The organism is Myxococcales bacterium (assembly GCA_012517325.1).
Lineage (GTDB): Bacteria > Lernaellota > Lernaellaia > Lernaellales > Lernaellaceae > JAAYVF01.
Window position 1 is genome coordinate 10,349 of the sequence record JAAYVF010000003.1, and the last position, 18,392, is coordinate 28,740.

Genomic DNA, 18,392 nt, shown 5'->3' on the forward strand with positions numbered 1-18,392 from the left:
TGCAATTGAAAAAGGCTGTCAAACGCCGTCACTCCGCGAAAACCCGGTAAAAAAACGAAAAATCATCCGGCCGCGCACCTTTTTCGCCCGGAGAGACCCCTCCCCGCCCGCTTCGTGATTGACCCTGCCGGGCGACGATGACAATATGTTTTTTCGTCTGAACTTTCGCTTCCGAAAATGGAGGCCTGCATGGTGCGAAAAGCGAAAAGCGGGATGGAATCCTTCGAGGAACGCCTGGCGCGGTTGGAAGAGTTGGTCACCCGCCTCGAAACGGGCAATCTGCCGCTGGAAAACGCGGTCGACACCTTCGAGGAAGGGATGAAACTCTCGCAATCCCTGGCGGCGACCCTGCAAACCGCCGAAAAGCGGGTCGAGGTGCTGTTGGCCGGCGAGAACGGCCAGGTCGTCGCCAAACCGCTCGAAATCGAAACGACCGACGACGAGGACGACGCCGACGAGGAGCAGAATCGTTGACCAATCTTCTTACGCGCATCCAATCGCCCGCCGATCTGAAAACGCTGAATCCCGATGAATTGACGGAGTTGGCGCGGGAAATCCGCACGGCGATTCTGGCCACCGTCTGCGAAACCGGCGGACATCTGGCGTCCAACCTGGGAACGGTGGAACTGACCCTGGCCATGCATTATGTGTTCGACAGCCCCCAGGACAGCATCATTTGGGACGTCGGCCATCAGGCCTATACCCACAAATTGCTGACCGGCCGGCGCGACCGCTTCGGGACGCTGCGGCAGCTCGACGGCATCTCCGGTTTTCCCAATCCGGCCGAAAGCGAGCACGATAAATTCATGGTCGGGCACAGCGGCACCTCGATCAGCTCCGGCGTCGGCCTGGTGGAGGGCAATCACCTGGCGGGGCGCGACGACCGCAAGGTCGTGGTGGTGATCGGCGACGGCTCGATGACCGCCGGCATGTCGTACGAGGGCCTCAACCATGCCGGGCAACTCAGCCGCAACATCATCATCGTGCTCAACGACAACGAAATGAGCATCAGCCCCAACGTCGGCGCGTTGTCGGGCTACCTGAGCCGGCGTTATCTGAGCCGCGCCGGCGAGGCGATCCGCCGCCGCCTCAAGCTGTTTTTGAAGGGCATCCCGATCGTCGGCGAGGACATGTACCACACGGCGCACCGGATGGAAGAGGCGATCAAGGCCTTTCTGGCGCCCGGTTTTCTGTTCGAAGCGCTGGGCTTCCGCTACGTGGGGCCGCTCGACGGCCACAATCTCGACCTGCTGATCAGCACCTTCCACAACGTCAACCGCGCCACCGAGCCGGTGCTGGTGCACGTGCAGACGGTCAAGGGCAAGGGTTATCCGCCGGCGGAAACGAACCCCGATAAGTTCCACGGCGTCGGCGTCTTCGACCTGGCGAGCGGCCAGGCGAAAAGCAAGGCCGGCGGCCCGCCGAGTTACACCGAGGTGTTCGCCGACACGATGGTCCGGCTGGGCCGCGAAAACCCGCGGATCGTGGCGATCACCGCCGCCATGCCCAGCGGGACGGGCCTGGAAAAATTCGCCGCGCAGTTCCCCGACCGCTCTTACGACGTCGGCATCTCGGAACAACACGGCATCACCTTCGCGGCCGGCCTGGCCAAGGCGGAATTTCAGCCCATCGCCGCGATCTACAGCACTTTCCTGCAGCGCGCCTACGACCAGATCGTCCACGACGTCTGCCTGCAAAAACTGCCGGTCGTTCTGGCCCTCGACCGCGGCGGCCTGGTCGGCGACGACGGCCCGACGCACCACGGCGTTTTCGATCTGTGCTACCTGCGCCACATTCCCGAGATCGTGCTGATGGCCGCCAGCGACGAGGCGGAACTGGTCGACATGCTGGCCAGCGCCTTCGCCTACCGGCGGCCCGTCGCGGTGCGGTATCCGCGCGGCGCCGGCGCCGGCGTGCCGCTGCCCGATCCGCCGCGGATTCTGGAACTGGGCAAGGGTGAATTGAAAAAACCGGGAAACGACGCCGTCATCGTCGCGATCGGCAACCGCGTTTATCCGGCCCTGGAGGCCGCCGCCATCCTGGCGAAGGAGGGCCTCGACGCCGCGGTCATCAACGCCCGCTTCGTCAAGCCGCTCGACGGCGAGTTGATCGCGGAATGGGCCGCGAAGACCCGGCGCGTGGTCACGGTGGAGGAAGGCAGCGGTTTGGGCGGCTTCGGTTCGGCGGTGCTCGAGCTCTTGTCGGCGCGCGGTCTCGCCGACGTGAAAACGCGCCTCGTGGCGCTGCCCGATCGGTTCATCGAACACGGCGCGCCGGAGGCGTTGCGCCGCCGCACCGGCATCGACGTCGCCGGCATCGTCGCCGCCGTGCGCGAACTCGGCCGCGCCGACGCGCCATGACCGCCAAGGTCCGCCTCGATCAACTGCTGTTCGACCGCGGCCTGGCGCCCTCACGCGAGAAGGCCAAGGCGCTGATCATGGCCGGCCTCGTGCTCGTCAACGACCGCCCGGAAACCAAAGCCGGCTCCCCGACCGATCCGGCCGCCGCGATTCGCCTCAAGGACGAGGGCAGCCGCTACGTCAGCCGCGGCGGCGACAAGCTCGTCGGCGCGCTCGCGGCGTTCCCCTTGCCGCTCGCCGGCGGCCGCTTTCTCGACATCGGCCAATCGACGGGCGGTTTCACCGACGCACTGCTGGAGCACGGCGCGGCGGCCGTCACCGGGGTGGATGTCGGCTACGGGCAACTGGCGATGAAATTGCGGCGCGACCCGCGCGTAACCTGCATCGAACGCTGGAACGCGCGCGACCTGCCGGCCGATTTTTTCGCGGGCGCGCTCTTCGACGGCGCGGTGATCGACGTGAGTTTCATTTCGCTCACCCTGATTCTGCCCGGCGTGGCGGCGCATGTGCGGCCGGGCGGATTCCTGCTGGCGCTGGTGAAACCGCAGTTCGAGGCCGGGCGGGCGCAAGTCGGCAAGGGCGGCGTCGTGAAGGATCCGCTGATCATCGCCGCCTGCGTCGAAAAAGTCGCCGCCGGCGCGGCGACGCTCGGCCTGGTCGACCGGGGCCGCGTGCCCTCGCCGATCACGGGCCCCAAGGGCAACCAGGAAATATTTCTTTGGCTGGAGAAACCGGCGGGATGACGGCGCGCTTTTTACATACGGCCGACTGGCACCTGGGCCACGCCTTCGCCTCTTTCGGCGAAGCGGCCGCGCGGCGGCGTGAGGATCAGCGGCAGGCGATCGCCCGCCTGGTGGATCTGGCGATCGCCGAAAAAGTCCATGCCTTTCTCATCGCCGGCGACCTGTTCGATTCCACCCGGCCCGACGGCGCCGCGCTGGGCGTGGCGCGGCAGGCGCTGGACCGGCTCGCCGCGGCCGGCATCCCCGCGTTCGCCGTGGCGGGAACACACGATTACCTGGGCCTCGAAAACGGGCGGCCCGTGCTGGCCCACGAGAACCTGCACTGGTTCGACGCGCCTGCCTGCGACAAGCCGGTCAAAACCGGCCCCGCCGAAAACCCGCTGTGGCTGTACGGCCTCTCGGCCCTGCCCGGCAAACCGGCCGACCTGGACTCGCTGAAATCGCGCGGCGCCGAAGGGACGCACGTCGCGTTGTTGCACGCCACCGTGCTGGCGCAGACCGGTTTGGCGGTGGAACACAAAGACTTGCCGGTCACGCCGCCCCAACTCGCGAATCTGCAACTCGACTACGTCGCGCTCGGTCACTTTCACACGTTCGCCGAAATCCGCTTCACCGGCCGGCTCGTCGGCTGCTATCCCGGCACCCCGGAAAGCCTGCGTTTCGGCGAGACCGGGCCGCGCCTGGCCTTGCTCGTCACCGCCGACCGGGACGGCGTGCATGTCTTTCCCCACGCCGTCGGCAGCGGCGTCTGTGCCGCGGCGGCCCTCGACTGCGCCGGCTCGGCCGACGAGGCCGCCCTCGTCCACGCCATCGAGGCGCACGGCGGCGCGAACGTGTACGCGCGGTTGCGCCTGCAGGGGCTGATCGACGAGCCGCTCGATCCGGAAGCCTTGCACGCCCGCACCGCCGACCGCTTCGCCTATCTCGAACTGGTCGACGAAACCGATTTGTCGGCCAGTCACCGGCTGGCCGATCTGGCCCGCGAACCCTCGGTGCGCGGCCACGCCATTTCGCTGTTGTTGCGCCACCTCGAAGGCGAAACCGATCCGCGGCAGCGCCGGCTCGCGCAACGCGCCCTCGCCCACCTGGTGCTGGAATTCGACCGCCATCGCTCCGGGGGCGCGGCATGATTTACCTGGCCAAACTCCGCCTGGACCAACTGGGCCCCTTCGAGCAACGGGAAGTGGAATTCGGCCCCGGCCTCAATATCGTCGTCGGCCCCAACGAAGCGGGTAAATCGACCATCGCCTGGACGATCCTGGCGGTGCTCGTCGGCGACGCCGAGGCGGAGCGCCGCCATCATCGGCCGCACCAGGGATCGTTCGGCGCCGCGGTGCGGCTGGAAACCGACGCGGAATCGTGGATCGTCGATCGGGATTTCGCCTCGCACGAGGTGAAAATTTCGCAGGTGCGGGACGGCCGCGCCGAGGAAAAATTCCGCGCGGTCGTTTCCCCCAAGGGCCGCAGCGCCAACGTGCAAGCCTTCCGCCAGATTATCGGTTCGCTGTTCGCCCTGCCCGATCCGCAACTCCTGCCGCCCCTGCTCGGCGGCAACCTGGAGCGCGTCCTGCCGGCCGAGGCCGCCGAACGTATCCGGCAGATACTTTCGGGACGGTTGCTGCACGATCACGCCCAGGTGGCCAAGAGCCTCCAGGACAAGTATTTCGCCCTGACGAAGGTCAACCCGGCGGGCCGCAAACGAGTTAAAAACGGCCGGCTGGAAAACGTCGAGGAACGGATCGCCGAGGCGCGGCGGATGCTGGAACAGGCGCACCGCTCGGCCGAGGAATGGCGCAAGGCCGAGCAGGGATTCACGGCGGCCGCGCAGCGGCTGGCGGCGATCGAAAACGAAATGCGCGCCGCCAACCAAAAAATCGACCGGCTGGGCGCCCTGCTCGAGCTCGACGAGAAGCTCGACACCCTGCGGGAAAAAGCGCGCAACCTGGACGTCGATCAGCAGCGCTGGCGCGACCTGGAAGCCCGCGAAAACGAGTGCCGGCGCGAATTGCAGGCGCACGCCGCAGTCGACTCCCTGACCGCCGGCCAGATTCAGAACCTGCGGCGCAAACGCAGCCTCCTGGCCTCCGCCGCCGAACGCGAGGAAAAGCGCCGGGAATTGACCGATCAAACCCAACTGCAAAGCGCCGGCGACCTGGCCTGGAAATTGATCGCCACCGGGCTCGCCGCGGCGCTGGGCGCGGCCGGCATTTTCCTGTTGCCGTCCTGGCGGCCGACCGTGGCGGCGGTGAGCGGATTGTTCGTGCTGGTTTTTCTGGGCCTCGCCCTGCGGACCTGGCTCGGCCGGCTGACCGCCGGAAAAATTCTGCAGGCGCGCCTCGCCGATCTGGCGGCCGACCGCGACCAGGCGTTGGCCGAAGCCGGTAACCTGGCGATCGGCGCCGGTTTCGATCACCTGCATCTGGGTGAACTTGAGGACGTGCTGCGTCGCCTGGAAATCGTGCAACAGTTGCGCCATCAGCTCGAAACCCTGGCTTCGCAGAAGGAGATTTTGCCGTCGGCCGAAAACCTGGCCGAGGCGCAAAAGCGGTTGCGGGCCGAGGAAGAGCGCCTGCAGGACGAAAAGAAATCGCGGCAAGCGGCCCCGCCGGCGATCGCCGCTTACGACACCGATCAACTCGGCGCCCTGGTCGCGCGGTTGACGGCGCTGGAATCGGCGCAGGAAAAGGCCCGGACGGAACGCGACGAAGCGCTGGCCTGGCTGGCGCAGTGCCAGGGGCGGCTCGACAACCCCACGGCCTGGGAAGAAGCCTTGCAGGATTACGAAGCCGAGCGCGAATACCTCAAACAGGAAAGTGAAGCGCTGTGGCTCGCTCTGGAAACCCTGGATCGCGCCCGCGACGAATTCATGGGCGAGGATCTGATCCGCCTCGCCGCGACGACCCAACGCCTGTTCGACCTGCTGGTCGCCGACAACCGGCGTCGCGTGGCCGTCGACCAGAACCTGTCGCCGCTGCTGACCGATCGCGAGGCGACCTTCGACCTGGACCTGCTTTCCCGCGCGACCGGCGATCAATTGCTGCTCTGCTGCCGGTTGGCGCTGCTCGATCACCTGACCGGCGACCGGCGGGCGCCACTGTGGCTCGACGACGCGGCGGTCGGTTACGATCGCGAACGCCGCGCCCGGCTGCTGGAATTGCTGGCGCGCATCGCCGACGAGCGCCAGATCATTCTGTTCACGCCCGACGAGGCGCTGGTCGCGGCGGCCGGCGATCGCGCCCGCGTGATCGCGCTGCCCTGAGCAAACGGAGGAACGGCACCCGTGAGCGAACCGAAAAAGGTCCGCGCCTTATCGATGTTTTCCGGCGGTCTGGACTCGCTGCTGGCCACCCGTCTGCTGGCAAATCTGGGCGTGGAGGTTCTGGCGCTGCATTTCACCGCGCCGTTCATCGACCCGCACCCCGCCGCCGGGAAAGGAAACCGCGCCGCGCAGTGGGCCGAACGGCTCGGCGTGCCGCTGCGGATCGTCGATGTCTGGCCGGGCTTTCTCGAAATCATCCGGGCGCCGCGTTACGGCCACGGGAAAAACCTGAATCCTTGCGTCGATTGCAAGATTCACCTGCTGGCCCGGGCGCGGGAAATCATGACCGGCGAAGGATTCGATTTCGTGTTTACCGGCGAGGTCCTCGGACAGCGGCCGATGAGCCAGCAATTGCCGAGCTTGCAGATCATCGCGCAGCAGTCCGGGCTGGCGGATCGTTTGCTGCGTCCGCTGTCGGCCAAGCTGCTGGAACCGACTCGGCCGGAACTCGAGGGCCTGGTGGACCGCGACAAGCTGCTCGCCTTTTCCGGCCGCGGCCGTAAACCGCAGTTGGCGCTGGCCACCGAGCTGGGCATCGCCGATCCGCCGGGATCGGCCGGCGGCTGCCTGTTGACCGACCACGTTTACAGCCAACGGCTGCGGCACTTGCTGGCGTTGAAAACCGCGATCGGCCACGACGACCTGTACCTGCTCAACGTCGGCCGCCACCTGGCGCTGCCCGGCGGGGCCAAGGTGATCGTCAGCCGCAACGAGCAGGAAAACCACGCGATCCAGCGGCACCAGGCGGCCGGGACGGTCCTGTTGGAACCGCTCGAATGGCCGGGACCGACGGCGCTGCTGGTCGGCTCGGCCGACCCGGCGTCGCTGGAAACCGCCGCCGCCCTGATGAAGCGGTGGGGCAAACCGCCCGCCGAAGCGCGCGTTTCGGCGCGCTTTTTGAGCGACCGTTCAGAACGCGTTTTGGCGACCGCGCTTGAACTGGATGAAACGGCGATTCGCGCCATGCAAATCCTATAATATCGAAAAATAAAGCAATTTCCTCGAACCGTTGTTTTCCGCGCACCGCTGTTTTGTCACGAAGAACCGGAGTCTCAATAAAAAATCGTTGCCTTTGTTTTCTAATAAATACTTTATTAATTGCCGGCATTTTGCTATAATGGTGGTTTGTGAGGTGATTGGCACGATGCATTTGAACGCAAACATCTTGGTGATCGAGCCAGAATCCTATGTCCGCGAAGCCATCACGGATGTGTTGGGTTCCGCCGGTTATACGATTTTCGAAACCGCCACCTCCGCCGAGGCCCGCCGGGTCCTGCACGAGGAAGAAATCGACCTGATGCTGACCGACGTCGGCCTGACCAACTCCGCCGGCCTGGAAATGCTCAACTACGTGCAGCAGGGCCGTTTCGGCCTCGATGTCATCGTGCTGACCTCCTACACCGACATCGACAACGTGCGCCGGATCATCGACAGCGGCGCGTACGACCTGATCGCCAAGCCGGTGCACGCCTACGATCTGCTGCTGTCGGTCAAGCGCGCCATGGAAAAGCGCCGCCTGATGCTCCGCAACAAAGAGCTGCAATCGAACATGGAGAAGAAGATCAAGGAAAAGATGCTCTCCCTGCGGCTGCACACCCAGGAAAAGCAGCAACTGCTCATCTCCACCATCCGTTCGCTGGTCAGCACGCTGGAAGCGAAAGACAAATACACCGAAGGCCACAGCCGGCGCGTCGCCGACGACGTGATGAACATGGCCGAGGCCGTGGGACTCAACGCCGGCGAGGTCGAGGAACTGCACCTGGCCGGCCTGTTCCACGACATCGGCAAGATCGGCATCAGCGAAATGGTGCTCAATAAAAAAGGCCAGTTGCTGGCCGAGGAATACGAGCTGATCAAAAAACACCCGCTGATCAGCCAGAAGATCATCGAGCAGGTGCCGCAATTCAAGCGGTTGTCGCGCATCGTGCGCGCCCACCACGAATCCTTCGACGGCGCCGGCTACCCCGACGGCATCAAGGGCGAGGAGATCCCGCTGGGCGCCCGCATCATGGCCGTTTGCGACGCCTTCGACGCGATGACCTCCGACCGCTCCTACCGCCAGGCCCTCGATCCGGAACGCGCGATGAACATCGTCGAGCGCAACGCCGGCTCGCAATTCGATCCCGAACTGGTGAAGCTGTTCCTCAAGGTGAAGGGCTTCAAGAACTGATCCCGGCGCCGTCGGCGCCTCAGACTCCGCCATCCAGCACGTAGATCGCCAGATTGGCCAGCGTGTGCAGCACGATGGGCGCGGCAATCGTGCCCGTGCGCGCCCGCAAAAAACCGAAAAGCAGGCCGGGAAAAAAGACGCTCAGCCGATACAGGCGCGGTTCGGCGGCCAGGTGCGCGACCGCGAAACAGGCGCTCGCCGCGAGAATCGCCGCGCCGTCCGCGCCGATCAGCGGCCGCGACCGCGCCGGCCAGGCGCGGCTGAACAGCGTTTGCAGGTAACCGCGAAAAAACACCTCTTCGGGCAGCGCGACGGCCACCAATTGCACCGGCAGGCGGGTGAGCAATCCCAGGTCGAAGCGCCAGACGGGCGGGCGGTGGCCGGCGACCCGCCAAAACAGCCAGGCGCCCAGCAGAAAAAGCGGCAACGTCACCGCCGCGGCGCCGAAACCCCAACGCAGACCGAGGCGCCAATTCCGGGTGGTGAGGCCGAAATCGGCGGCGTTGCGCCCCGAGTAAACGATCAGGCCGAGCGGCAACCAGAGCAGCAGATTGGGGACCAGCAGGCCGGCGGCGGTTTTCCAGAGCGGCGCCAAGCGGCCGCCGGCGTAAAACAGGGCGATCAACGCCGGCGCGGCGGCGGCGACGATCAAGGCTTCCCGGGCCGGCCGGGCCGTCAGCCAGCGCATGGCGCGCGATTCCATCAAGCTCACCTCGCCCCGCGTCAAATCTTGCAGCAACGGGCGCAGCCGGGCATCAGCCCTTCCTTCAGCGTCGCCCGGAATTGGCGATACAGCTCGTTGTTCCAGATCGCCGTCAACGGCTCCGTCTTCACGTTGCCGAGCCGCACGTACAGGAACTGGCAGGGATACACGTCGCCTTGTGCGTTCAAAAACGTGCTGCGCCAGATGAAAAGGCAGCGGCGGTCCAGGCGCGCGTTTTCGCTGTACCAGCGACGGATTTCGGCGTCGTTCAAGACGGGCTTGGTCAGCACGCGGTGCCCGGACGGCGTCTGGAGAAATTCGATCAGCGGCGCGAATGCGCCCGTTTCCGGCTCCCACTGGTGCGAAAGAATTTGGATCGGCGTCTCCGGGAACCGCGCGGCCCAGAAGCGCTCCTGCGCGGCGAGTTCCGCGGCGGTGAGAAAATTCAGGTGCGACAGCCGGACCGACAGCGGCTCGATGGCCGCCGTATCCGCGATGAACTGCGGCAAATCGCGGACGCTCGCGGGCGACAAGACGTAGTTCACCATCGCCGTCGAGCGCGCCTTCTGCGCGGCCCACAACCGCAGGGCCGCCAGCGAGCGGTCGTACGCGCCCGGCAGGCCGACGGCACGATCGTGGGTTTCGCGCGCGCCGTGAAAACTGACCATAAACGCGTCCAGGCCCAGGCCGGCGAGCCGCTCGACGGCGGCGACGGTCACCAGCGTGCCGTTCGTGACCAGCCCGACGGGCAGCCCGTGGCCCTTGAAACTTTCGACGATCGCCACCAGATCCGGGCGGGTGAAGGGCTCGCCGCCGGAAATGAAGATGCCCGGCCGGTACGGCGCCCAGTCGGCCGCCAATCGCTGGTATTGTTCGAGCGTCAGTTCGTCGGCGAGCGGCACGCGGTTTTCGTGATTGAAGCAGTACGGGCATTGCAGATTGCAGCGCGTCGTCACGTTGAGGTTGAGGACGAACGGAAAGGCGTTGGCGCGGCCGCCGCGTCGGGCCAGTTGGGCCGGCAGGATCAGCAAATCGCCGATCGTCCGCGCCAGCGGAAAGAAGGGGCGGAAGTTTCGCAGATTGGTGAGCTGCGACTCCAATTTCGTCCAGAGACTCACCCGTCCTCCTGGCCGACGATCCACCGTCGCAGTTGAGCCTTTTCATCCGCCGTGAGCGCCGTCAGGCGCCGGTGAAATTCGCGGTTGTGCATCAGGTTGTCGCAGGTGCGGTGACAGCCGATCGCCGCGAAGTACGGATGCCGTTTCGATTCGTGCGCGGCCATCCGGCGGAATTCGCGGTAGGGTTCGCCGTGCCAGATTTCCGCGAATGATCGTTCGCCCAGCCGTCCCAAAGGCAAATTCACCCCACGGCAGCAGGGCGCCACTTCGCCGGTCGGCAACACCCGCGCGAACATCCAGCCCACGTAGCAGGGAATCTCCTCGACCGCCTCGCGATCGTACTCGCCGCGTGCCGCGCCCAGCGCGCGCAGGCGCCGCCGGAAGCCGCCCCAGTTGTCGAGGCGGAACCGTTCGCCGGCGGCCGCCAATTCCGCGGCGCGCCGCTCGATTTCGTCGAGATGGCCTTCGAGAACCTTCAGGTGCGGTGGCGTCAGCAACAGGCCGTCGGTCCGCAAGTGCACCGAATCGACGAGCGTGAAGTAAGCCCCGTCGGCGCCGACGCGCCGGGCGAAGTCGAACATCTCGCGGGTTTCCTGGTAGTTCATCGAAAACAGCACGTTCGCCAGAATGACCTCGGCCCCCGGCCCCTTCAGCGAGCAATAGAGCCGCAGCAGGCGCTCGATCCGCGCAAACGTCGCCTCGGTCTTGTTCGGATGGCTGCGGCTGTAGACCGCCGGCGTCCCCGCCCACAGACTGACGGTGAGCTCGTCGAGCCCGGCCGCCGCGAGGCGCCGCACGCCCGCTTCGTCGATCGCGCTGAAATTGGTGGTCAGCGCGCCGATCATGCCGTGACGCTTGATCGCCTCGACCGCCTCGAAAATCGCCGGATGCAAAAGCGGCTCGCCGCCGCCGGTCAGGCGGACGCGGCGCGTGCCGAGCGCGGCCAGTTCGTCGATCAGGCCCAGCAGCAGCGGCGCGGGCATCTGCCGCCGGTGCCAGTTTTCCGGCGGGCCGAACTCGCCCAACAGCGGCGAGTTGGTCCAACACGGCAGGCAGTTGTTGTTGCAGCGGTTGGTCGGATCGATGACCACCTGCTCCGGGCCGACGAATGCGCGTTCGCCGTCCAGCGCCCCGGCCAGATCGCGATGGTCGTCGAGAAATTTTTTAAACTCGGGCGCGTGCCGTTCCGCGGCCGTTTCGCTGCGCGGCGCGGCGGTCGCGCGAAGGCAATACGACTCGATCGGCGCGCCGCGGGAAACGAAGCGGTAGCGTACGGCCGCGCCGACCGGCACGGGCAATTCGGCCCGCCAACGGCGCGTCGCCGGGTCATAGGCCATCGCCGCCGTTTGCTCCGCGCCCTCGCCGACCGCGTAATACACCGTCACCTCGCGCGTCTCCGGAATCGCCGCCAGGTATTCGACCGGCAACCGGCCGGCGGCCAAGGCGTCGACAAACGAACCGCATTCCGCGTCGCCGTAGGTCCGCCCCGTGGCGGCGCTTCGCATCGTCCATTGTTTTTCCGCCGGCAAGCCGGCCAGCACGTAATCGGCGAACAGGGCAAAGCCGAGCGCCAGGCCGTCGTCGCTCGCCGCCGGCTGAATGAAAATGTTTTGAAAGCCGGTTTGCGCGAGGATCTTTTGATTGGCCACGCTGTTGAGCCCGACGCCGCCCGCCACGCACAGGTTCGGGCTTTGCGTCTGGTCGAACAAGTGCGCCGCCACGTGCACCAGCGCTTCCTCGAGCCGGTGTTGCAGCGACCAGGCGAATTGCTGGTCGCGCGCGGTGATCGGCTCGTCGGGGGCGCGCGCGGCGCCGAATGTTTCGAACCACCGCGGCGCGAGACGGGACAGCGAAACCGGGTCCTCCAGCACGCGGTCGCCCGACCAGAAGCGCAGCCAGTCTGGATTCAGCCGCAAACCGCCGCCGTTTTCCAGCGTAAGGATTGCGGCGAACGCCGCGTCGAATTCGTTCGGCCCGCCGTAGCCCGCCAGACCCATCAGGCTGCCTTCCTCCATGCTGAGAAAATGCGCGCCGATGGCGTACAAATAGCCGAGGCTGGATTCGGCGAGCCGGCTCTCGAGGCCCACCAGCACTTCGCCGCGTACGAAGTGCCCGAGGGTCAGACTCTCGGCCGGATAATTGCGGGCGTCCGCGGCCGGTTCGGCGGCCAGCAGGTCGGCCGCCGTCGGATGCCGGCGCGCCGCCGAATAGCCGCGCGCGCGAAACGCCAGGTCGCCCGGCACGAAACCCCAACGGCCGCGATCCGGCACCAGCGGCGCGATGCCGCCCGAGGCGTCGACCGTCAGCACCGCCGCTTCGTCGAACGGGCTGGGCAGAAACGCGCCGGCGGCGTGTCCCAGGTGATGATCGAGCAAGACGATCCGCGCCGGATCGGGAAAATCAGGGAACAGCGCGATCGGCGGATGTCCGGCAGGCGGATAATAATACGCCGTGTCGGCCGCGATGAGGTCGACATCCGCCAGGGCGATGCCGGCCTCGGCCAGCACGTAGTTTAGGGCGCGGCGCAGGCTGTTGCGCGGGTCGCCGCGCCGCACACGGCACAGGCGTTCCTCGTTGATCGCCGCCACCGGCCGACCGTCGGCCAGCAGGGACACCGCGCTGTCGTGGTCGCTGACCACGGCGCCGAGCACGTACCGCGGCTTACTCATGGCCGTCCGCCTTGGTCACCAGCAGCGGGCCGACGGCCAGCGCGTCGACCGCCGTCGTCGCGAAACACTGGTAGGCGTCCAGCGGCGTTTCGACGATCGGCTCGCCGTGATCGTTGAAACTGGTGTTGAGCAGGATCGGCACGCCGGTCAGGGCATGCCATTTTTCGAGCAGCGTCCGGAAGGGTCCCTCGCCCGGCGCGACGGTTTGCACGCGCGCGGTGCCGTCGGCGTGCACGATGGCCGGCACCACGGCGCGTTTTTCAGGCCGGACCGGCGCGACCAAAAGCATGAACGGGCTGGGCGCGGTCAGTTCGAACCACTCGGCAAGCCGCTCGATCAGCACGGCGGGCGCGTAGGGCCGGAACCACTGGCGGTGCTTGACGGTTTCGTTCAAGCGGTCGTGCATCCGCGGATCGCGTGGGTCGGCCAGGATACTCCGGCAGCCGAGCGCGCGCGGGCCGAACTCGGCGCCGCCCTGAAACCAGCCGACGATCCGCCCGGCGTCGAGCAGGCACGCCACGCGGTCGGCCAGGTCCGCCGGCCGTTCCACCCGCAACGGAAGGTTGGGCACGCGCCAGCCGCGTCCGGCGCGGTCGTCGGAGTAGATAAAGTCGCTCATCGTCCCGCCCGTCCGACGGCCAGGCCGCGCGCCCGCAGCCAGACCGCCGCGCCCTTCAGCACGGCGCGTTGCAGCGGCGTCATCGCCCGGTAACGCCCGACCAGATGTTCGATGCGGCCCAGGTCATCGCACGATTTGTAGCAGCCCACCGCCGCCGCGGGGTCGTTGCCGAGGTTGGCGAACCACGGCCCGCGTTTTTCCAGCACGTTCGTCCGGCGCCGCCAATCGGCCTGCCGTTCGCCGGCCCACAAATCGCGAAACCGCGTCGTCGCCAGATTTCCGGCCGGAATGCGATGCGCCTTCAGGCATTGGTTGACGTTGCCGTCGGCCAGCACCCGCGCGAACTGCCAGCCCACCGTGCAGGGCATCGCGTCGATGATCGTCTTGTCGTGCTCGCCGGTCGTCGTGTGCGCGCCGGAAATGCGGCGCAGAAACTGCTCGTACTTGAACAGGTGCGGCGCGCCCGGCCCTTCGGCCGCCACCTCGGCGCGCACGCGCTGCGCCTCTTCGTAAAGCCACCGGCGCTGCTCCTCGTCGAGCAGCAGGGTGTCGGTGCGCTCGGGAATGACGTCGAGCACGGTGAATTCCACGCTTTCCGACCGCGTGCGCCGCGCCAGGTCGACCATCGCCCGCAGTTCGCGGTAATTCAGGTTGTTGAGGACGTGGTAAATCTTGATGTACGGCACCTGTCGCTTGCCGCCGTTGAGCAGCCGCAGCATGGCCTCGATCCGGTGGTAGGTTTCCTCGGTCTTGTTCGGGTGCAGGAGGCTGTACATCTCGGGCGACCCCGCCCAAACCGAAACCGTCAGGTAGTCGACGCGCTGCTCGATCAGAAAGCGCACCGTATCCTCGTCGACGAGCGTGAAGTTGGTGTTGATGTTGCACACCAGGCCGCGCTTTTTAATTTCGGTGATGATCGCGCGGATGTCCGGGTGGCAGAACGGCTCGCCGCCGCCCGCGAGGTACACTTCCTTGCTGCCCAGCGCCGTCATGTCGTCGAGCAGGTCGATGATCCGCGGCAGCGGCAGCGTCGCCTCGCGCTGCGGGCTGGGCAGCGCCTTGTCCAGCAGCAACGGGCTGTTGCACCAGCAGGCCAGGCAGTCGTTGTTACAGCGGTTGGTCGGGTCGATCTGCACCGTGTGCGGCCCGACGAAGCTGCGCTCGCCGTCGAGCACTCCGACGATGTCGAGGTTGGCCAGCACGAAATCGTTCAGGCGCCGGAAGGGATCTTCCGGCTGATCGAGCGGCCCGGCGGCGACCGTTGGCGGCTCGCCCGGCATGGCGCGATAGTCGGGGATGGCTAGCTCAGGGCTTTTTTTTTTCGGCTCGTCGATCTTCCAGAACAGCCAGCGGCGTTCGTGCAACGCGACTTCGTAGGCCAGCAGGAGGTTTTCGGCGGTGGCGCCCCAGTTGTACTGCGATTCGGCGCGGCGGCGGGCCTTGGCGCCCAGTTCGCGAACCAGCGCCGGATCGCCCAGCAGGCGCTCGATGCCCTCGGCCAGTTCCGTCGGGTTGCCCGGCGCGACCAGCAGGCCGGCGTCGCCCAGCATCCGCGGCACCTCGCCGACCCGGCTGGCGACCACCGCTTTGCCCGCCGCCATGTATTCGGCGATTTTCAGCGGGCTCTTGGTGCGGGTTTGCGCGTTGTCCTCGAAGCAGGCGACCACCGCGTCGGCCGCCGCGAGGTACTCGGGAATTTCCTGGTGGTTGACCGCGCCGGTGAAAACGATGCGGTTGCCGATGCGCAGTTGTTCGGTCAGTTGAAACAGTTCGCCGAACCGGTCGCCGCCGCCGACCACGACGAAGGTCGCCGGCGAGCCGCGCTCGATCAGCGCCTTGGCGGCGTGCAAAAACAGCTCGAGGTATTGCGCGCCGTGCAACTGGCCGAGGTAGAGCACGACCGGCCCCTCGAGGTGATGCAGCGCCCGCACGCGCTCGCCGGAAATATCGGGGCGGAAATGATCGAGGTCGGCGCCGACCGGCGCGGCGAACAACCGCTGCTCGGGGACGCCCAGCGCCAGCGCCCGCTCCTTCAGGGCTTCCGAGGCGACGCTGACGGTATCGACCAGGCGCGGCAGAATTTTCTCGAAGGTATTGATGGACCAGCCGACGATCCGGTTGTTGGGATTGTAGTTGAAAATGCCGTATTCCCAATCGTCCCAATCGTAGTGCACGGGCTTGCCCAGGCGGTAACCGGCCCAGATCGCCGGGACGCTGACGTGCGGAAAACACTTCTGAAAATGAATGACGTCGGCCCACCGCGCGAACTCGTGGGCGCTGCGCATCTTGGCCACCAGCGCCAGTTGGTAGCGGTAGGCGGGGATGGTCGTGAACGGGAAATCCTGCCGCTGGGTCGCTTCCTCCAGCGGGATTCGCGGATCGAGCAGATGGTAGATCAGCCGCACGTGATGGCCGCGTTTGACGAACTCCGTCGCCAGGTAGGTGATGCGGACCGTCCACGGCTCCGAATCGGAGTACACGTCGTGTGGATGGAACATCAGGATGTTCATCTACGTCCCCGGAAACACTTTCACGCCGGCGCGCTTTTCGTAGCGTTTCATGTACACGTTGGTGATCAGGTTGACCGCGAACAGCACGCCCAGCGCGGGAAGCTGCCACAGCCAGCGGCGCAATCGCCAATGCAGGCACCGCCACCGTTTCAGGCCGGAATCGCCGACGAAATCGGCGAGCCGCCGCTCCTGCCAACCCGTCCGCCGCCGCAGTTGCGCGGCCTCGCCGGCGAGATCGCGCGCCTGGCGCTGGGTTTTTTGCAGGTCGCCGCGCAGCCGGTCGGCTTCCGCCAGGCGTTCGGTCAGGGCGCGGCGCGCGTTTTCGGCCTCGGCCTGGGCTTCGCGCCACGCGTTTTCCATCGCCTGCAGTCGTTGCGCCTGCCGCGCGATCTTGTCGGCCAGTTCGCCGAACCGCTTTTCGGCGCCGTCGACGTAATGCTCTTTCTCGTGGACCGCCCGCTCCAATTCGACCAGCTTGGCGGCCATTCCGGCGCTCAGTTCGTCGCGCTCGCTTTCCATGGCCTGCCGGTCGGCGCGAGCCTGCCGAATATCGTTTTGCAGCGCGGCCAGCCGTGTCTCGGCCTCTTCCGCCCGCCGGCGGGTTTCGGCCAGGTCGCTTTCGGTTATGGCCAGCGCGGCGCGCAACTCCGTCGCGCGGCTCTCGTCGGCCGCGGCCAGAGTGTCGAGTTTTTCGCCGAGGCGCCGGATCTCGGCGACGAGCTCCTGCTCGTGCGCCGAAGGGTTCCGGTCGCCGTTTTCTCCGTTTGCCACGCTTGGTTCCAACCCGTCCATCATTGGTCCGGGGATTCTATGCCAAATAGACCGGTCCCGCAAATCCGCCGCCGGATCATCGCCCGCCTTCGACGAGCGAAAAATCGGGCCGCCGGATGAAAAAAGGGCCGCTCCCCGCGGAGCGGCCCCGGAATCGTCGATCGTCGCTTAGCCTTTGTACTGCAGGTTCTCGAGCAAACCGGCCGCGCCCATGCCGCCGCCGATGCACATCGAAACGATGCCGTACTTCAGGTTGTTGTCGATCATGTGATAGATGATCTGCGTGGAGAGCTTCGCGCCGGTGCAGCCGAGCGGGTGGCCCAACGCGATCGCGCCGCCATTCGGGTTGACGCGCGGGTCGTTTTCGATGCCCAGCTCGCGGCAGCAATAGATGGCCTGCGAAGCGAACGCCTCGTTGATCTCGAACACGCCGATATCATTGAGGGTGAGTTCTTTTTCGCCCTTGGCCTTGCGCAGCTTGTTGACCGATTTCATCAATTCCGGAATCGCCAACGCCGGACCGATGCCCATGTAATCCGGATCGAAACCGACGACCCGGTAGCCCACCATCCGCGCCATCGGCTTGATGCCCTTGGCGTCGGCGACTTCCTTGGCCATCAAGACCAGGGCGGCGGCGCCGTCGCTCATCTGCGAGGCGTTGCCGGCCGTGACCGAACCCATGCCCTGGGTTTCGGGGTAGGTGGATTTCGGATTGGCGAAGGCCGGTTTCAGGCCCGCCAGGCCTTCGTAGGTCGAGTCACCGCGGGGGCCTTCATCGACTTCGAAGGTGAATTCCTTCACGCCGCCTTTGCCGTTGTAGATCTTGGTTTTCAAGGGCACGATTTGCGCCTTGAAGCGTCCTTCGGCGACGGCCTTGGCGGCCTTCAAATTCGACTCGAGCCCGAATTTGTCCTGGTCCTCGCGGCTGACATTGTACTTTTTCGCGACGTTCTCGGCCGTTTGGCCCATGCCGACGTAAGCCTTGTGATACTTTTCGGCGAGTTTCAGGTTCGGCACGATCTTGTTGCCGCCCATGGGGATCATCGACATGGTTTCGGCGCCGCCGGCGACGCCGATGTCAATCATGCCGCTGGCGATGTCGTTGTGGAGAATCCACATCGACTGGATGCCGGAGCAGCAATAGCGGTTAATGGTGAAGGCCGGCATTTCATCCGGCAGGTCGGCGCAGTGGACGGCCTGGCGGGCAAGGTTCATGCCTTGCTCGCCTTCGGGCATCGCGCAACCGAAGATGACATCCTGGACTTCCTTCGGATCGATACCGGCGCGTTTGATCGCCTCGGCGAGAACCACGCCGGCCATGTCGTCAGGCCGCGTATGAACTAGATTTCCGCGTTTGGCCTTGCCCACGGCGGTGCGGCAAGCGGAAACGATAACGACTTCTCTCATGGT

General features: G+C 66.1%; 14 protein-coding genes. 7 read left to right on the plus strand and 7 right to left on the minus strand.

Going from position 1 to position 18,392, the window contains the following annotated elements; translation table 11 throughout:
• Positions 1 to 213: 213 nt before the first annotated feature.
• From xseB to GX444_00260, 7 genes are all read left to right on the plus strand, one after another.
• Positions 214 to 474, plus strand: a complete 261-nt coding sequence (gene xseB / locus GX444_00230; GenBank protein ID NLH47008.1) for an exodeoxyribonuclease VII small subunit — start codon at positions 214 to 216, stop codon at positions 472 to 474.
• On the plus strand, positions 471 to 2,360 hold the full coding sequence (locus tag GX444_00235) for a 1-deoxy-D-xylulose-5-phosphate synthase (GenBank protein ID NLH47009.1): 1,890 nt from the start codon (positions 471 to 473) through the stop codon (positions 2,358 to 2,360). The genes xseB and GX444_00235 overlap by 4 nt, the downstream gene beginning before the upstream one ends.
• A complete protein-coding gene (locus GX444_00240; protein NLH47010.1) occupies positions 2,357 to 3,103 on the plus strand; it encodes a TlyA family RNA methyltransferase in 747 nt (248 codons plus the stop codon). The genes GX444_00235 and GX444_00240 overlap by 4 nt, the downstream gene beginning before the upstream one ends.
• Positions 3,079 to 4,233: a DNA repair exonuclease gene (locus tag GX444_00245; protein NLH47011.1), complete on the plus strand. Its 1,155-nt coding sequence runs from the start codon at positions 3,079 to 3,081 to the stop codon at positions 4,231 to 4,233. The genes GX444_00240 and GX444_00245 overlap by 25 nt, the downstream gene beginning before the upstream one ends.
• Complete coding sequence (locus GX444_00250) at positions 4,230 to 6,362, plus strand: AAA family ATPase (protein ID NLH47012.1); 2,133 nt, start codon at positions 4,230 to 4,232, stop codon at positions 6,360 to 6,362. The genes GX444_00245 and GX444_00250 overlap by 4 nt, the downstream gene beginning before the upstream one ends.
• Positions 6,363 to 6,383: 21 nt before the next feature.
• A complete protein-coding gene (locus tag GX444_00255) occupies positions 6,384 to 7,400 on the plus strand; it encodes a hypothetical protein (GenBank protein NLH47013.1) in 1,017 nt (338 codons plus the stop codon).
• 166 nt (positions 7,401 to 7,566) lie between these two features.
• Positions 7,567 to 8,592, plus strand: a complete 1,026-nt coding sequence (locus GX444_00260; protein NLH47014.1) for an HD domain-containing protein — start codon at positions 7,567 to 7,569, stop codon at positions 8,590 to 8,592.
• A gap of 19 nt (positions 8,593 to 8,611) precedes the next feature.
• On the opposite strand, the gene GX444_00265 is transcribed toward GX444_00260, so the two are convergent.
• The 7 genes from GX444_00265 to GX444_00295 all read right to left on the minus strand — a co-directional run bounded on the left by GX444_00265 (position 8,612) and on the right by GX444_00295 (position 18,389).
• Positions 8,612 to 9,295: a CPBP family intramembrane metalloprotease gene (locus tag GX444_00265; GenBank protein NLH47015.1), complete on the minus strand. Its 684-nt coding sequence runs from the start codon at positions 9,293 to 9,295 to the stop codon at positions 8,612 to 8,614.
• Between the two features lie 20 nt (positions 9,296 to 9,315).
• On the minus strand, positions 9,316 to 10,413 hold the full coding sequence (locus GX444_00270; protein NLH47016.1) for a radical SAM protein: 1,098 nt from the start codon (positions 10,411 to 10,413) through the stop codon (positions 9,316 to 9,318).
• Positions 10,410 to 13,082, minus strand: coding sequence for a radical SAM protein (locus GX444_00275; protein ID NLH47017.1), 2,673 nt, complete (start codon positions 13,080 to 13,082; stop codon positions 10,410 to 10,412). Before GX444_00275 ends, GX444_00270 begins: the two co-directional genes overlap by 4 nt.
• Complete coding sequence (locus tag GX444_00280; GenBank protein ID NLH47018.1) at positions 13,075 to 13,701, minus strand: hypothetical protein; 627 nt, start codon at positions 13,699 to 13,701, stop codon at positions 13,075 to 13,077. Before GX444_00280 ends, GX444_00275 begins: the two co-directional genes overlap by 8 nt.
• The gene (locus tag GX444_00285) at positions 13,698 to 16,211 is read right to left on the minus strand and encodes a glycosyltransferase (GenBank protein NLH47019.1); all 2,514 of its coding nucleotides are present in this window, start codon (positions 16,209 to 16,211) and stop codon (positions 13,698 to 13,700) included. The genes GX444_00280 and GX444_00285 overlap by 4 nt, the downstream gene beginning before the upstream one ends.
• Positions 16,212 to 16,982, minus strand: coding sequence for a hypothetical protein (locus tag GX444_00290; protein ID NLH47020.1), 771 nt, complete (start codon positions 16,980 to 16,982; stop codon positions 16,212 to 16,214).
• Between the two features lie 168 nt (positions 16,983 to 17,150).
• Positions 17,151 to 18,389 (minus strand): thiolase family protein, encoded by a 1,239-nt coding sequence (locus GX444_00295; GenBank protein NLH47021.1) that lies wholly within the window; start codon positions 18,387 to 18,389, stop codon positions 17,151 to 17,153.
• Positions 18,390 to 18,392 lie beyond the last annotated feature (3 nt).

What these genes read in the sequence shown, in the direction of transcription:
- GX444_00265 (NLH47015.1), bottom strand. Translation starts at nt 9,295, where the DNA reads ATGGAATCGCGCGCCATGCGCTGGCTGACGGCCCGGCCGGCCCGGGAA.
- xseB (NLH47008.1), top strand. Translation starts at nt 214, where the DNA reads ATGGAATCCTTCGAGGAACGCCTGGCGCGGTTGGAAGAGTTGGTCACC.
- GX444_00260 (NLH47014.1), top strand. Translation starts at nt 7,567, where the DNA reads ATGCATTTGAACGCAAACATCTTGGTGATCGAGCCAGAATCCTATGTC.
- GX444_00275 (NLH47017.1), bottom strand. Translation starts at nt 13,082, where the DNA reads ATGAGTAAGCCGCGGTACGTGCTCGGCGCCGTGGTCAGCGACCACGAC.
- GX444_00280 (NLH47018.1), bottom strand. Translation starts at nt 13,701, where the DNA reads ATGAGCGACTTTATCTACTCCGACGACCGCGCCGGACGCGGCTGGCGC.
- GX444_00285 (NLH47019.1), bottom strand. Translation starts at nt 16,211, where the DNA reads ATGAACATCCTGATGTTCCATCCACACGACGTGTACTCCGATTCGGAG.
- GX444_00240 (NLH47010.1), top strand. Translation starts at nt 2,357, where the DNA reads ATGACCGCCAAGGTCCGCCTCGATCAACTGCTGTTCGACCGCGGCCTG.
- GX444_00295 (NLH47021.1), bottom strand. Translation starts at nt 18,389, where the DNA reads ATGAGAGAAGTCGTTATCGTTTCCGCTTGCCGCACCGCCGTGGGCAAG.
- GX444_00250 (NLH47012.1), top strand. Translation starts at nt 4,230, where the DNA reads ATGATTTACCTGGCCAAACTCCGCCTGGACCAACTGGGCCCCTTCGAG.